Origin of the sequence: Treponema sp. OMZ 799, assembly GCF_024181365.1 — a bacterium.
In the GTDB taxonomy this organism is placed as follows: Bacteria; Spirochaetota; Spirochaetia; order Treponematales; family Treponemataceae; genus Treponema_B.
Genome location: NZ_CP051301.1, coordinates 1,571,302 through 1,586,310 on the forward strand (window position 1 = coordinate 1,571,302; position 15,009 = coordinate 1,586,310).

A 15,009-nucleotide genomic window follows, 5' to 3' on the forward strand; every position below is an offset into this window, starting at 1 on the left:
TACCGGCTTCCTAGCTTCCTATTCTTCTTACTTCTTCTATCTTATCTCTTATAACGGCAGCCTCTTCAAACATGAGCATGTCGGCGTATTCTGCCATTTGGGCTTCGAGTTTTTTGATAAGTTTTTTTCTGTCGGCAGGGTTTAAAATATTTAGGCTGCTTATAAGGGGGCCGGCCTCTGCAAGGGCTGCTTCTTTTTTGATTTCGTTTTCTCTGGTTAAAATATCTTCGATGGCTTTTTTTATTGTCTTGGGCGTTATACCGTGTTCCTTGTTATAGGCTTCCTGAATTGAGCGGCGGCGGTTTGTTTCTTCGATTGTTTCTTTCATCGCATCGCTTATTCTGTCGGCATACATAACAACCTTGCCGTTTTCGTTTCGGGCGGCACGTCCTACAATCTGAATAAGACTCGTAGTAGAGCGCAAAAAACCTATCTTGTCTGCATCGAGAATTCCTATAAAAGAAACTTCGGGTAAGTCGATACCCTCTCTTAAAAGGTTGATTCCTATAAGCACATCGAATTCCCCTGCACGCAGTCCCTTTAAGATTTCGACCCTCTCTATTGTTTCAACCTCGCTGTGAATATATTTTACCTTTAAGGCAAGGCCGGTTAAATAATCCGTGAGGTCTTCGGCCATTTTTTTTGTAAGGGTCAAAATCAAGCTTCTTTCTTTTTTTGCAATGCGCTTCATAACCTCATCATAGATATGCTCCATCTGTCCTTCGCTTTTATGAATCTCGATGATAGGATCTAAAAGACCTGTGGGGCGTATTACTTGCTCGACAATGCGTGTAGAATATTTTATTTCTTTTGGGCCCGGCGTTGCGGAAACAAAGACTGCCTGATTCAGCATCTTTTCAAACTCGTCGATTTTTAAGGGGCGGTTGTCTAAGGCGCAGGGAAGACGGAAGCCGAAGTCGACAAGGTTTTGTTTTCTGCTCCGGTCTCCCTCATACATGGCTCCTACCTGCGGAAAGGTAACATGGCTTTCATCCATGAACAATAAAAAGTCTTCAGGGAAATAATGAAAGAGGGTTGCGGGAGGCTCTCCGGGTTTTCTGTTTGCTATGGGAGCCGAGTAGTTTTCGATGCCGGGGCAATAGCCCATCTCCGAAAGCATTTCTATATCGTACTCGGTTCTGGTTTTTAACCTTTCGGCTTCAAGGAGTTTTCCTTCTTTGTGTAAAACGTTCAGCCTTTCTTCCAATTCTTTTTTTATTCTTTCAAGGGCATTGGGAATGGCATCTTCGGGCATTACAAAGTGCTTTGCAGGATAAATGGAAAGCTCCTCATATTCTTGAATTACCTCTCCGGAAATAGGATTGAATTTTCTTATGCGTACGATTTCTTCCCAATCGAATTCGACTCTGTAGGCATCTTCCATGTAGGCCGGAAAAATTTCCATAACGTCGCCTTTGACGCGGAAGCGGCCCCGCTCGAGGACTGCATCGTTTCTTTCGTACTGCAAACTTATAAGCTGTTTTTTTAATTTTTCGATTTCGGTGTTCACGCCCTTTTCTATGGTTATGCGTAAATCCCTCCACGATTCGGGAAGACCTAAACCGTAAATACATGAAACTGTAGAAACTACTATAACATCCTTTCTTTCCATAAGGCTGAAAGTTGCCGAAAGACGGAGGCGGTCAATCTCGTCGTTTATTGAAGCGTCCTTTTCTATATAAAGGTCGCGGGCAGGAACATAGGCTTCCGGCTGATAGTAGTCGTAATAAGAGACAAAGTATTCGACGGCATTTTCCGGGAAAAAGGTTTTAAATTCTCTGTACAGCTGGGCTGCTAAGGTTTTGTTGTGGCTTATGATGAGGGTCGGTTTTTGCACGGCTTGAATTATATTTGCCATTGTAAAAGTTTTCCCCGAGCCCGTAACTCCTTTAAGGGTTTGAAATTTATCGCCTGCAATTATCCCTTCTGAAAGAGCCTTGATGGCTTCTCCCTGATCTCCTGAGGGTTTATAATCCGAAATAAGTTTAAACTGCTTCATTTTATTTTACCTGATCCGATTATTTTGTTTTCTTCTAATTGCTCACCTTCCAATTTTTCCAAATTTTTGATGAGCTTGCTTGCCGTTAAGCTGTAGCTTGCTTTTGTATTTTGAGAAGCAAGGCTGTGGGCGAGGCTTCCTGTAATTGCGGCATCGAGGGGTCTGTACCCTTGGGCTAAGAGGGAACATATAAGACCTGTGAGCACATCTCCCGACCCCGCCTTTGAAAGAGCGGGAGAGCCCAGCGTGTTGATAAATATTTTTCCGTTATGGGCGATTAAGGTATTAGCCCCCTTTAAGACTAGGACAAGTTTAGGGAATTTTTTTGAAAAAGTTAAGGCTAAGGGAAAGCGTTTTTTTTGTATTTCTTCAATGCTTAAATTTCCAAGATTTGCGATATTTAAAAGTGAGGAAAATTCTTTTGGGTGAGGAGTTAAAACTGCCGAGCTTAGTTTCGGTAAAATTTCTTTTAATTCGTTATAATAAAAAACATCTGCATCAAGAACCATTGGAATAGATTGTGATTCTTTTATTTTTAGAACGGAAAAAAGATCGTCGTTTTTTCTTCCAAGGCCTTGACCTATGGCTATGCTTGTAAATTTATTTATGCCTGATTTGCAGACTTCAAATTTGCCGTCATACATAAAATCTGCTTTTAGGTTTTTAGGACTTTCCGGATTTTCCCCTATCAATGTTACAAGGCCTGAGCCGAACTCCAAGGCAGCAGAGGCAGCCAAAAGAGAGGCTCCGCTTTTTTCTCCCATAATTATTCCTGCATGCCCAAAAGTTCCCTTATGGGTGTTTTGTTTTTTTCTTGAAGGGAGCTTTAAGTCTTCTTTTTCGAGTAAAAAAACATCGGCTCTTTGTTTTTTCTCGTAGGAGGAGCGGGAGAGGCCAAGGTCTATCACCTCGATTTTTCCCGTAATATCCTTTGCTTCATCGGAATAAAAGGCCTCCTTTAATGCGCCCATCGAAAAGGTCATGTTACATACAACAGCATCGGGACTTGCTTCTCCATCAAGGTTTAAGCCGCTCGGTATATCGCAGGCAATCTTAAAAGCCTTGACCTTATTTAGCTTTTCTATTGTTTTTTTATCCTCTTCTTTTAAAAATCCTTTTAAGCCCGTTCCTAAAAATGCATCAAAAAGAAGATCAGATTCGGGCAGGATATTTTTTGCTGTTTTGATATTCAAGGCTTTTAATCTTTCGTATTGCAGCTTACACAGTTCCGACTTAGGTTCTTTTAAAAGTACGACATGAAGATTAAAATCATCGGCCAAGATTCTTGCAAGGGCTAAACCGTCCCCGCCGTTGTCGCCTGAACCGCAAAGAATCTGTAAAGTTTTTTTTGCTTCTCCTTTTTTTAGGGGAAAAAGATTTTTAATTTTTTCTGCGGAACCGCGGGCGGCATTTTCCATTAAGATTCCGTTTTTTAAATTAAAATCTTCTTCGGCTCTTTTATCCAATTCTCTTAAAGAATAAAAAACATTTTGCATAGGTCTTGTCCTTTTACACTTGCACAAATCTTACACTCAGATTCGGAATATCTATATCCTCCGCTTTTACGTTTATGCGCTCGTTAATCGATAATTCTTTTTTTAATCTCATCTCGGTTTCATAGCCGATAGACGGAATTGAAATGCGGGCCGTGTTTTTTATTGTTTCGAGGATTACGGCTTCTCCCTGCCAGTCAGGATTTTGTAAAAGATAGATCAAGGTCCAGTGTTGGCGGGATGCTCTTTCGGCATAAGAACAATTTTTGCCTGCAATGTCTCCTGCGGCTATACGCATAAGAAGGTCATCGGTTTTCATCACCTCTTTTCCGTCGATAAATTTTAAAAGCTGTTGGTGGGCAACCAAGTCGCCGTAGCGGCGGAGGGGACTTGTAATTTGGCTGTACATTGCAATTCCGAGGGCAGAGTGCATTGCAGGAATTGTGCCGACATTTCTCGGCCGCATCGTCTTTCTTTTTCGGTATTCGCCTGCAAGCCCATCGGGAAGTTTTTTAGGAAGTTCGGGAGCTTCCTGACTTACAAATTGAAAGGGAATATTGTTTTTAAAGGCAAAGCGGGCAGCTGCCTCTCCTGCAAGGAGCATCATTTCCTTTATCATCAAAAAAGATTCGGTAAAATTATAGGGGTTTATAAAAACTTTTTGAGTTTCATTTTCGGTTTCTACCTTTATTTGAACTTCGGGCATGTCTATCGAAACTGCTCCGGCCGCTTCCCGTTTTTTTCTGTTTTTTTCCGCTATTTCAAAAAGAGACTTTAGGCTTGCACTCGTCTTTTCTTCATCAGCCTTTTCAAAACTTATACAGCTCACCCTTATCTTGGTACGCAAAATATCTACGTCGAGAATTTCCGCCGCCTCGTTTAATTTTAGTTTAAACGACAGGGCATAGGAATCGGGGTGGAGACCGAGGGCAAAGGCATCTACTGCCGATTCTCCCAACATTCGGGACACTCCTTCAGGAATGTAGAGGGTGGCTCCCCGTTTTCTTGCATCTATATCGCTTTTGGAATCGGGGGTAATTATGTCGGCCGGGTTCGCAATATGAATCCATAAGTGTTCTCCGTCAAAGCAGACGGCATCGTCGGGATCGGTGCTGCCTTCATTGTCGATTGCATAGGCTGTAAGATGTGTGAGGTCTTCGTATTTTTCGTTATGCTCGATAGGAGGCAGGTCCAGCTTTGGAGAATTTAAAGGATGCTTAAAGCGGGTGGGGTAAGGATTTTTTTCGATCTTCCAATAGCCTGTCCGGATTAAAATCTTATGAGCCGATTCCGGAGTTTCTTTTAAGTGAGCTTCATTTAAGAGCTTTGACTTGTCGGTTTTTTCCAAGGCGAGGGCTTCTATTTCCTGCAAAAAGTGAGAATATTTTTTTAAGTCGAAAGTTTCTCCCTTTTTTTCCTTTATAAATTTGGATAGATCGTTTATAAAGTCTTTTCTTTCTTGCTCTTCCGCTTGTTTTTCGGTTTCTTTTTTTATTGCGGCAGCGGCGATTGCCTCGGCTTCTTCCTTTGTTCTTATCTTAATCGGAAGGTCAGGGCTTTCTGCAATAAAAAGAGGAGAGGCCGATACCAAAAGCCACGCCGCCCACATCTGTTCGGGTTTTAAATCTTCCCAAACCAGTTCGGCTATCTCCGAAAAGAGGGCAGAGCCTTCTTCAAAAAACTCGGCTGCTTCCGTAAAATCCGGAGCCTGGCAGGCTGCTGTTAAAACGGTTTTTAAGGATGCGGAATTATTCGTGGTTAAAAGAGAAAAATCTTTTTCGCGTACCTTTTTGATTCCTGCTTCCGTTTCTATTTCAAATTTACCGTCGGTCTGTCCTTTTATTAGTGCCGGACGGTTTTTATATAAGACGATTGCATTTGTATTCATTTTTATTCCTTACAATAAACTATGGCAAATATTATGATTCAAGTTTTGTGATAAAAATCTGTCTTATAAAGCCATTTAAATAAAGAACCTGAATTTTATTTGCCTTATAAAAATAGTTTTCCAAATCTCCTGACATATAAAGAGAGGGGCCGAAAAAACTTTCAAAAGATTTTCTGCTTTCGCCTACTCGTAAGTCATTCGGCAACGACAAAGTAGAGTCTGCAAAAATCGAAATTTTTTCTATATTGTTGTTTGTTGCAGTCGAAATTGAAACCTCGGCATTTAAAAAATCATAGAACCATTTTTCGGAAAAATAATTGTATTTTATTCCTGAAGGTTTTCCCCAATATTCTATTAAATCGTCTGTGGTGTCTTCAAGTTTAATTTTTTTTAAGATAATGGGCGTGTATTTTTCCATAGAGAAAATCAGAGGTCTTAATTGTTCTCTTGCCTTTAAGGCCTTGTTCACTTCGCCTAAACCAAAAAGCATTCTTGCATAATTAAAAATAATAATTCTTTTATCTATTATGCTTCCCGTAATTAAAAAAAGGCTGTCCGTATTTGTTGCCGTATTTTTTATCATCGGCTCCAAAAGGAGCTTTGCCTTGGTATAATCTTTTTGTGAAAGGTATAAAAGCGAAGCATAGTTTGTGCTTGCAATCATACTTTTCGTTCCGCTTTCGCTTAAATATGCTTTTTCTGCAAGAGAAAGGGATTCGGCCTTATCGTTGATATTGGGAGAATAAAAAAGAAGCATCGCATAGGATGACTCCATCCCCGATTCTCCGATTGAATTGAGATAGTTTTTATAAGCTCTTACTGCTTCATCATAATCGTTTATATTTCCGGGAATGCCCGTTTCATCTTCTTTTCGTTGGTCTATCAAAAGGCTTTTCGGGTCAAAATTTAAGATTTCATATTTGGTGTTTAGTTTTTTTGAAGTTTTCATTCCTGCAGGGTAGGCAGTCAAAAGGTTTTCTTTTGAAAGTCCCGCCTCCCATTTTTTATGGGCTGCTATTGCTGCCAGGCGTTTAAAATACATATTGTTCGGAAAGGCTGTCCGCAGGGCTGAGATTCTTTGTTTTGCATCTTCAACGGCATTTTCATCATCGCTTCTGACGGCATCAAGCACATAGTAAATTTCGTCTGCAATGGCTTCGGCCTCATCCTTGTGTTTAAGTAAATTACTTATCCGCTGTTGCGGTAAAAAGTTATCGGTAAAAAAAGTTTCAAATCTTTTTGCGTAATTGGGATCTGTTTGAATTCTTTTTAGTTCTTCAAGATGGTTATAAAAAATGTTTGAATCGTATCCTGCAAGTTTTAAAAGAATCAGGGTAAAGCTGTCTGCCGTTAAATTATATGATTTTAAAAGTTCGCCGTTTTTTTCTCCGCTTCTTCTCGGATCAGAAAAATAGACCGGCATATTGTCAAGGGCAAAAGATGCCGCTGCATGGGCTAAAAAGGCGGAAAGCATTTTTTCTCTTTCAATGTTTAAGTTTTTTATTCTTCTTGGCGAGGCAACCAAATTTTCTGCAATTTTTGCTTCAATATAGTCCAATAAGCCTGTACTTACCAGGATAGTTCCGTCAGGGTAAATTTTACATTTGATTATCTGACTTTCTTCGATAATGAGGCGCATCCTTCCTCGGTAAAGCTCATTATTCCTTATGAGCATAAAAAGAGAGGCATTGAGCACCTCCTGCCAAACACCTAAATTTTCTGCAGATATTTCGTTTAGTGAGGCTGCTGCGATTTCGTTTCTATAAAAATCCATGGCATCGGATCTTATTTCTTTAATTGATTTGTCATTTTCTTGGGCAAAAACCGGGGCGTTGCCTTGAGAAAATATTAAAATGAGAATAAAACAACAAAGTTTTTGTATAAATTTTCTTTTCATCATTTGCATATAATAGCACAATATAGGATTTTTAGCAAGATTTTGGGACACCTCTATAAAAGGTTTTCTTCCGATATGCTTTACCGGTTAAAATATATTCTCACTTATTTTTAGCTGGTCTTTTAATTTTTCATAAAATTCAATGTAAAATAAGAGCTTATCTTTCCATACTTTTCTGCTGATTTTGTTCCCAATTTCATATTTAACACAAGGAAAAATTCAATAACGATATCTGGAAAATTTTATGAATTTATTATATAATTAGGAGTATATGGGAGGTAATATATGCCTTATACAGTTTTAGAAAAAGAAATTGCAACGCTTCCTCATGCCGCAATAAGTGAGGTTGTTGATTTTATCCGTTTGATAAAATTGAAATTTCCTGAAGAAAATGCAGTTTCTGAAAAAAAATCTCTTTTTGGCGTTTGGAAAAATGAACCTTTTTATATGTCTCCGGATTTTGATGAGCCCCTCGAAGATTTTTCGGAGTATATGTAATGAAGTATTTACTCGATACCCATACAGTTCTTTGGTATTTATTTGGAGATGCCCGATTGCCGAAAAGTGCTAAAGATAGAATTGAATCTAATGTTTGTTTTTACAGTTATGCTTCGTTTTGGGAGATTTCAATAAAACAAAGTAAAAAGAAATTGGAATTTACTCGTACTGTATATGAAATAGATGACATGTGCAGACGTGCCGGATTTATAAAACTTCCTATTACTCTTGATGATTTCAATAGAATTCGAAATCTTCCTTTTCAAGAAAATATAAGACATAATGACCCGTTTGATAGAATTTTAATCGCACAAGCAATTGAAAATGATTTAACAATAGTAACTGCTGACGAAAATATTCCTTTATATGATGTAAAAACTGTTTGGTAAAAGATATAACCTGTTGATTAAAGCCCCCATAATATGTTAGAGTAGACTAATGGTAAAAGCTGTTTTTGCAGGGTCCTTTGATCCGCCCACCTTCGGGCATTTAAATGTAATTGAAAGAGCTCAAAAGATATTCACCGAGGTGCATGTAGTAATCGCCGTAAATAACAACAAAAACTATTTGTTTTCGGGCGAAGAGCGTAAAAATATGATGGAAGAACTTACCCAAAAATGGGATAATGTTTTTGTAAATACTTGGAATTCGCTGATAGTAAACTATGCCGAAAAAATTGGGGCAAATGTTTTAATCCGCGGAGTGCGGAATGTTTCCGATTTTTCCTACGAATTCGATCTTGCCGTGATGAATAAGGGTTTAAATCAAAAGATAGAAACCGTTTTTATGGTTCCCGATACAAAGTACTTTGTACTGCGTTCAAGCTCCATAAAGGAATTGGCAGCTTTCAAGGGAAATCTTTCCGGGATGGTTCCTCCCATAGTCGAAAAGGCCTTAAAGGAAAAAATAGATAGAATATAATACCGTAAGAGCCAATGGGATTAAAATGGTTTAAGATGCTTTCCCTTTTTTCCTCATCACAAAATAGTAAAGGCCTGCAATAAAATAAAGCCCGGCTGCGATTAGAAAAAACGAGTCGGTTTTGATAAGGCTTGCTATAATTCCTCCGCTTAAGAAAAAAAGAATGTTAAGGCTGTAAAATAAAAAAAACCGGAATTTGTCTTTTTTGCCTCGGAGGCACATAGCCAATGCAAAGGCTGCATCTGTGAGGTAGCCCGTTATGTGGGTGGTTCTTACAAGGATGTCTCCATAAAAGATAAACATGGCATTTTGAACTCCGGCAGCAAAGCTTAGGGCTGATGTTTTAAGGTTTTTGGGCACTTGGGTTTTGAACAAGGCCAAGCTTAAAAAAATTAAGGCAAGACTCATCAATAAGATGCCGTATCTTTTTTTTAATGCAAATTTTCTTTCGTGGAACAAGAGGCCCGACAAAAAAGCTCCTGCAAAAAAGGCAAGAATAATGAAAATAAGGGCTAAAGCTTCTTCAATGTTTTTATTTCCGATTGAAAGGGCGAGATGACTCACGTTTCCCGTATGATGGCTTACAGGCAAAGAAAAGCTTAGAAGAGCCCCCACATTTATAAAACCCGATAAGAGGGTTAAAAAGGCTATCCATATTTTAAATCTCAAGTCTTTTAAGCGGCCGGGCATAATCAACCTATCGGCGTATAATCCGGTCTATTTTTTAGGCCCGGATATACGCTTATTTTTCTTCATCAAGAATGGTATTGTATATTGAAGAATACTCTTCCTTACCCTTTACTGCCTCGAATTTGGAAGCTCTTTCCCTCAAAAGGAGTTTAATGGCATAGGAAAACACGCCGTCAGATGAGAAGTTGTCTGCACCTCTTACCGTATCGGCTGCCTGAAACCTTGCATTATCCAAAAAGGTTTCGGCTTCAAGAGGGTTTTGTATTGCCGCTGCCGTTCTTGCAATTTGTACCGGTGTAAAAGCTGAAGAAAGCAAGATCCTCTCATCATAGGAAATAGGAACTTCCCATTTTAGTTTTGCCGAGCGTACCTGCTCAAGGGCTATTCTAAGGGAGCGTTCAAACTCATACCACTTATCCAAATAGGCTGAGCCTGTACAGGTGTCTTCCCTAGGCGGTTCAAGGGACAAATTTTCCAAAATTTGAGCATCCTTTTTTGAAAGAGAGTGCAAGGCAAGTTCTTTAAAAGCCTTAAAGCTCATAGGAGGCTGGAGATTAGGAAATATTGAAGGCAGTTGGGCCGTCAAATAATAATAAGTTGCCACCTTTTAAAGCTCCTTTGCCGCATTCTTTAAAATTTCAGCTGTTTTTGGGCTTAGGTATGACGAGAACAAATCTGCAACAGCTTCTGCCGAAAAGTCATAATAAGCGGCTCCATCCTTAGTACCTATTTTAAATCCGCCTGCGGTCTTGCTGTCGGCTTTAAGTTCAAGACCCTTAGCAATGTGCTCTTTTAAGGCTGCACCTAAAGAGGATTCAAGTTCTTTAAGATCCTTGTCTGAAAGAATTACGGATAAGTCTTCCGTATTGTCAGCCTTTACCCAGCCCTTGACTGCTTCGGGAATTAAGTTTTTAAGAACAGATGAGTCATAATTTTTGGATGTTTCAGCCTTGATAATGGCATTAAGTTCATTTAAAAGACCCTGTCGAAACGAAATAAGAGTATTTCGGCTGGCTTGATCTATTGAAGATTCTGCAGCTTTTTGGAATCTGAGAGCTTCAGCTTCTGCCTTTTTTACGCTTTCTTGTGCTTCTGCCTCTGCTTTTTCGATAATACTTTTTGCTTTTTCCTCTGCTGCTCTGATAATTTCAGCTGCTTTTTCATCTGCAGCAGCAACTCCGTCTTTTTTTATCTTATCAACAAGCTCTTGCAATTGAACTTCCATATATTTCTCCTTAACAAAGTTATGCTTTCAACATTGTAACAGAAAAAGTAATTCTTAGCAAGATAGGACTTGACAATTTTTTTAAATTTATTATAATGATAGATGAACAAATGAACATTTGTTCATATGAATAGATGAGGTAATATGATAGAAGATGATGAAATAGGTGTTTCTGATGAAGAAACGGTATCTCATGCGAGGGCTAAGATGCCTGATGAGCAAACTATGAGCGATTTAAGCGATTTTTTTAAAAACTTCGGCGATTCCACAAGGATTAAGATAGTTTCCGCTCTTATTTCGGGGGAACTTTGTGTGGCAGACCTTGCAGAGGTTTTGGAAATGTCCGCTTCGGCTGTTTCTCATCAGCTTAGAATTTTAAGGCAGGCTAAAATAGTAAAAAGCCGCCGTAACGGAAAACAGGTTTATTACACAATAGACGATAACCACGTCGGAATCCTCTATTCCGTCGGCTTGGAACATATAAGGGAGGGTAGATAATTATGGATTATAAAAAAGAAAACGAACACAATCATGATGAACACAGACATGAACATGATGAACATTGTTCTTATAGACATGAGCACAATGCAAAAGATTACAGTATGCGTGGGCATGAGCACCACGAGCACGGCCGTCATGGGTACTGCAATGATGACCATCACGAGAATGAACACCACAGCCACGATGAGCATCATAATAACTGCGGTTGTTCTCACGATCATCACTCACATGATCATCACGAACACAATCACAATGAACACGGACATAGTCACGATGAGCATTGTGCCTGTCAACATGACCATCACGAGAATGAACACCACAGTCACAATGAGCACTGTGGTTGCGGGCATGAGCACAATGCAAAAGATTACGGTATGCGCGGGCATGACCATCACGGACACGACCATCACGATCATTCAGGCTGTGGGTGTGAGCATCATCACGGCTCTTCAAAAGAGATGATAGTTCAATTCGGTATTTCAGCCCTTTTGTTTGCATCAGGTATTTTTACCCGTGTTCTTTTTCCGGAAGCCGGAATAAAAATTCAAAATTTCTATCTTGCCTTTTCGATTCTTTTATTTGCAGCGGCTTGGCTTACTGCAGGTTACAAGGTATTACTGACCTCGGTAAAAAATATTTTAAAGGGGCAGGTTTTTGACGAAAACTTTTTAATGACGGTTGCCACCATAGGCGCCTTTATTTTAGGCGATTGGACCGAGGGTGCCGCCGTTATGCTCTTTTACAATTTGGGTGAGGTGGTACAGCACTCTGCTGTCGAAAAATCGAGGCGGTCAATTGTCGACCTCATGGATCTCCGCCCCGACTTTGCCCGTATTTATAAACCGGGTGAAGAAGAAAAACTTGTAGATCCTTCAAAAGTAGAGGTTGGTTCCCTTGTGCTTGTAAAAGCCGGAGAAAAAATTCCCTTGGACGGAATCATCTATGAAGGAAGCGCCGAGCTTGATACTTCTTCTATGACCGGTGAAAGTCTTCCGCGTACTGCAGAAAAAGGCAGCCGGGTCCTTGCAGGCTTTGTAAACTTAACAGGAGTTATAACGGTAAAGACAACCGCTTCTTTAGAAAATACAGCCGCCTCAAAGATGCTTGAACTCATTGAGTCTGCACAAAACAGAAAGGCTAGGGTAGAGCGCTTTATTACCTCCTTTGCAAAGGTTTACACTCCGATAGTTACAATAGGAGCTGTTCTCCTTTCTGTTTTACCGCCCATAGTAAATGCTCTTATTTTTTCTATTCCTTTAGCAGGTTGGGAAAGCTTTGCGCCTTGGGTTTCGCGCGGTCTTGTATTTTTGGTTATTTCTTGTCCCTGTGCCTTTGTAATTTCCGTTCCTCTAGGCTATTTCGGCGGAATAGGAGGAGCTGCAAAGAAAGGTGTTTTGATTAAGGGGGCGGACTATATTGATGCTCTTTCAAAGGCTGATAGTGTAGTCTTCGATAAAACGGGAACCCTCACTAAGGGTGTTTTAAAGGTCTTAGCTCTAATGCCTGCAGATAAAGTAGAAAAGGATGAGCTTTTAAAATTAGCCGCCCTTGCGGAATTTAATTCTCATCACCCGATAGCTAAGGCTGTGCAGGATTGTGCTCTTGTTAATTTGCCTGAAGAAGAAACAAAGACTTTTGCGAATGCAGAACTTATTGATTATTACGAAAAAGCCGGAAAGGGTATTTCGGTAAATTACAGGGGCAAGAATCTTTTAGCCGGCAAAAACTCTTTTATAAGCGAATCTATAGGAAGCGACATTTCTTTATACGGAGACGAAATAGGAGGAACCCAAGTCTATGTTGCCTATGACGGCCGATACATGGGCTGCCTCATCCTAACCGATACTCTTAAAAACGAATCAAAAGAAGCCGTCTCAGACTTAAACAAGCTGGGACTTTCAAGAATAGAAATACTCACAGGTGATAACGAAAAGGCGGCTAAAAAAATTGCAGAAGATTTAGGTATAAAAAACTACACCTCAATGCTTTTACCCCATGAAAAGGTCTCACGGTTTGAGGAAATTTCGGATGAGGTTAAGGCTAAGAATAAAAAAGCCTCTGTCGTCTTTGTCGGGGACGGTATAAACGATGCTCCGGTTCTGGCCCGTGCCGATGTCGGTATAGCTATGGGCGGCATAGGCAGCGATGCCGCTATTGAGGCGGCTGATGTTGTTCTTATGAATGATAATCCCCGTCTTGTTGCAGCTGCCGTAAAACAGGCGAGGTTTACCCGAAAAATCGTTTGGCAAAACATAGCCTTAGCCTTCGGTATAAAAATAGGTTTCTTAACCTTGGGTGCCTTAGGTCTTACTAATCTTTGGGCCGCTGTCTTTGCAGATGTCGGAGTTGCTCTTTTGGCTGTATTTAATTCTCTAAGAGCAAAAAGATAAGTTTATTTAAAAAAGTGTAAAAAGATTCCGGCTCGGTTTTATATTTAAATTTCCGAGCCGGTTTATTTTTATAAAAGATTATCATAAACGGTATACATCATCAGGGGTTATCATTTCTGTTCCTGTATAAATAATCCAATCGCTCATATATTCTATATTGTATTTTGTTATAGTATCTTTCTTTATCCCTTTTACATAATAGGCATCTTGAATAGATTTTACGGTAAGCTCTGTATCGGAAATTTTTTGAAGTTCAAACCAAATATATTCTATTTCATTTTCCGCAGAGTAAAATTCCTTATCCACAGGAATGGATATTTTTACAAGAACGGATGATGCTTTGTTTTTAAAATGTGATTTTACAAATGCGAAACGCTCTTCAGCTAAAATCTTTTTCCTTTGCATTTCTATATCCGAAATAAAATAAATGGGATTTTCAAGTTTTTTCTTTTCAAAAACGCTTATATGACGGTAATTTTTTTCCTTGTATTCGGCTATTGAAGTAAATACAAAGACGGCAAGATGACTGTCATCCGTATGTTTATTATCGGGAGAAAGAGCCTCCGGAATTCCGATATTGTTTTTTTGATAGTAATTTAATGCGTCATTATAAGTAATAATAGAACAGATAATGGGCGTGTGATCTTCCAATATACCTATGTATGCACAATTTTTATCGGCTCCTCCTAGTAAGTTTAAGGCTAAATTTTGAAGTAAGAGGGAGTGCTCTATACAAAAATCTGGCTTGGAATCTAAAATATCAAGTTCATTTAAACCATATCTGGATAATCCGTGAGTATGAAGCCAAATAAAATCTCCCTTTTTATCGGGTACGGCATGGATAGAAAAAATGTATAGGGGACAAGGTGTGACGGAAGATTTTGCTGCTTGTTCAACCCATTTTCCTGAAAGAACATTTATAGAATCGGAATCATAAACTGCAAGAAGGTTTTTATTTAAAATTTCCGCTATAATTTTTATTTGAAGGTGATAAGAATTAAGAGGTGTACCATTGCAGAGCAGTTCAGTCAAAACAGCAGTCTTTGTGTCCCTTATATGTTCTTTTTCTTTTTCCGTAAAAATATGACTGTACATAAAATCTTTTAAATTTTCCGATGAAAACTCGGTAATGCTTATTGAAAGACTATATTCATTTTCTTTATAAAAAATTTTAATATGCAGTTTGTTTTTTGTTTTTTCAAAATCTAAAATTTTAAAACTATTATTATGCTGCAGCTTATTTTTAATTAAATCGATTTCCTCCGGTCCTTGTTCGGTTTGAAAAGGGGTACAGGGGATGGCATACATACACGATACTTTTCTATTTTCCATCTTTTTCCTCCTAAAAGATCACCCCACCGCAGATAAATTATACAATAAAAATTTTTATACTGCAAGATAAAATTTTAAATTATTTTAATTGTAGTTATGATAAATCAAATTTTTATCCTTGCAGAATATAAAGAAAAGGTTTAAAATTACGATATACCTAATAAGGAGATTATTT

General features: G+C 38.9%; 13 protein-coding genes. 5 read left to right on the forward strand and 8 right to left on the reverse strand.

The features are described 5' to 3' along the window. Positions 1–10: 10 nt before the first annotated feature. From uvrB to E4O04_RS07145, 4 genes are read right to left on the reverse strand one after another with little or no spacing between them, the layout of a single operon-like run. Entirely contained in the window at positions 11–1,999 is a 1,989-nt protein-coding gene (gene uvrB / locus E4O04_RS07130) for an excinuclease ABC subunit UvrB (RefSeq protein ID WP_253707074.1), read from the reverse strand. Beyond that, a complete protein-coding gene (locus E4O04_RS07135; RefSeq protein WP_253707076.1) occupies positions 1,996–3,495 on the reverse strand; it encodes an NAD(P)H-hydrate dehydratase in 1,500 nt (499 codons plus the stop codon). The genes uvrB and E4O04_RS07135 overlap by 4 nt, the downstream gene beginning before the upstream one ends. Positions 3,496–3,508: 13 nt before the next feature. Beyond that, positions 3,509–5,380 (reverse strand): ribonuclease catalytic domain-containing protein, encoded by a 1,872-nt coding sequence (locus E4O04_RS07140; RefSeq protein WP_253707077.1) that lies wholly within the window; start codon positions 5,378–5,380, stop codon positions 3,509–3,511. A gap of 31 nt (positions 5,381–5,411) precedes the next feature. Further along, positions 5,412–7,280 (reverse strand): hypothetical protein, encoded by a 1,869-nt coding sequence (locus E4O04_RS07145; RefSeq protein ID WP_253707078.1) that lies wholly within the window; start codon positions 7,278–7,280, stop codon positions 5,412–5,414. Between the two features lie 282 nt (positions 7,281–7,562). Here E4O04_RS07145 and E4O04_RS07150 point away from each other — a divergent pair, with 282 nt between their 5' ends. From E4O04_RS07150 to coaD, 3 genes are read left to right on the forward strand one after another with little or no spacing between them, the layout of a single operon-like run. After that, complete coding sequence (locus E4O04_RS07150; RefSeq protein ID WP_253688061.1) at positions 7,563–7,775, forward strand: DUF2281 domain-containing protein; 213 nt, start codon at positions 7,563–7,565, stop codon at positions 7,773–7,775. After that, positions 7,775–8,164 (forward strand): type II toxin-antitoxin system VapC family toxin, encoded by a 390-nt coding sequence (locus E4O04_RS07155; RefSeq protein ID WP_253707080.1) that lies wholly within the window; start codon positions 7,775–7,777, stop codon positions 8,162–8,164. Before E4O04_RS07150 ends, E4O04_RS07155 begins: the two co-directional genes overlap by 1 nt. 49 nt (positions 8,165–8,213) lie before the next feature. Beyond that, on the forward strand, positions 8,214–8,696 hold the full coding sequence (gene coaD / locus E4O04_RS07160) for a pantetheine-phosphate adenylyltransferase (RefSeq protein WP_253688059.1): 483 nt from the start codon (positions 8,214–8,216) through the stop codon (positions 8,694–8,696). A 30-nt stretch (positions 8,697–8,726) separates the two neighbouring features. Here the strand turns inward: coaD and E4O04_RS07165 are convergent, their stop codons facing one another. Genes E4O04_RS07165 through E4O04_RS07175 form a run of 3 tightly spaced genes read right to left on the reverse strand, consistent with a single transcriptional unit; the run spans position 8,727 to position 10,611 of the window. Then, the gene (locus E4O04_RS07165; protein ID WP_253688058.1) at positions 8,727–9,386 is read right to left on the reverse strand and encodes a YoaK family protein; all 660 of its coding nucleotides are present in this window, start codon (positions 9,384–9,386) and stop codon (positions 8,727–8,729) included. Between the two features lie 52 nt (positions 9,387–9,438). After that, on the reverse strand, positions 9,439–9,990 hold the full coding sequence (locus E4O04_RS07170; RefSeq protein WP_253688057.1) for a hypothetical protein: 552 nt from the start codon (positions 9,988–9,990) through the stop codon (positions 9,439–9,441). A gap of 3 nt (positions 9,991–9,993) precedes the next feature. Further along, positions 9,994–10,611: a V-type ATP synthase subunit E gene (locus E4O04_RS07175; protein WP_253688056.1), complete on the reverse strand. Its 618-nt coding sequence runs from the start codon at positions 10,609–10,611 to the stop codon at positions 9,994–9,996. Positions 10,612–10,755: 144 nt separating this feature from the next. Here E4O04_RS07175 and E4O04_RS07180 point away from each other — a divergent pair, with 144 nt between their 5' ends. Together E4O04_RS07180 and E4O04_RS07185 are read left to right on the forward strand one after the other, a co-directional pair. Next, positions 10,756–11,109 carry an ArsR/SmtB family transcription factor gene (locus E4O04_RS07180; protein WP_253688055.1) on the forward strand — a complete coding sequence of 118 codons (354 nt, stop codon included), beginning with the start codon at positions 10,756–10,758 and terminating at the stop codon, positions 11,107–11,109. Between the two features lie 2 nt (positions 11,110–11,111). Then, positions 11,112–13,502, forward strand: a complete 2,391-nt coding sequence (locus E4O04_RS07185) for a heavy metal translocating P-type ATPase (protein ID WP_253707082.1) — start codon at positions 11,112–11,114, stop codon at positions 13,500–13,502. A gap of 81 nt (positions 13,503–13,583) precedes the next feature. Here E4O04_RS07185 and E4O04_RS07190 read toward each other — a convergent pair whose 3' ends face one another. Further along, positions 13,584–14,834 (reverse strand): DUF4026 domain-containing protein, encoded by a 1,251-nt coding sequence (locus tag E4O04_RS07190; protein ID WP_253688053.1) that lies wholly within the window; start codon positions 14,832–14,834, stop codon positions 13,584–13,586. Between the last annotated feature and the right edge of the window lie 175 nt (positions 14,835–15,009).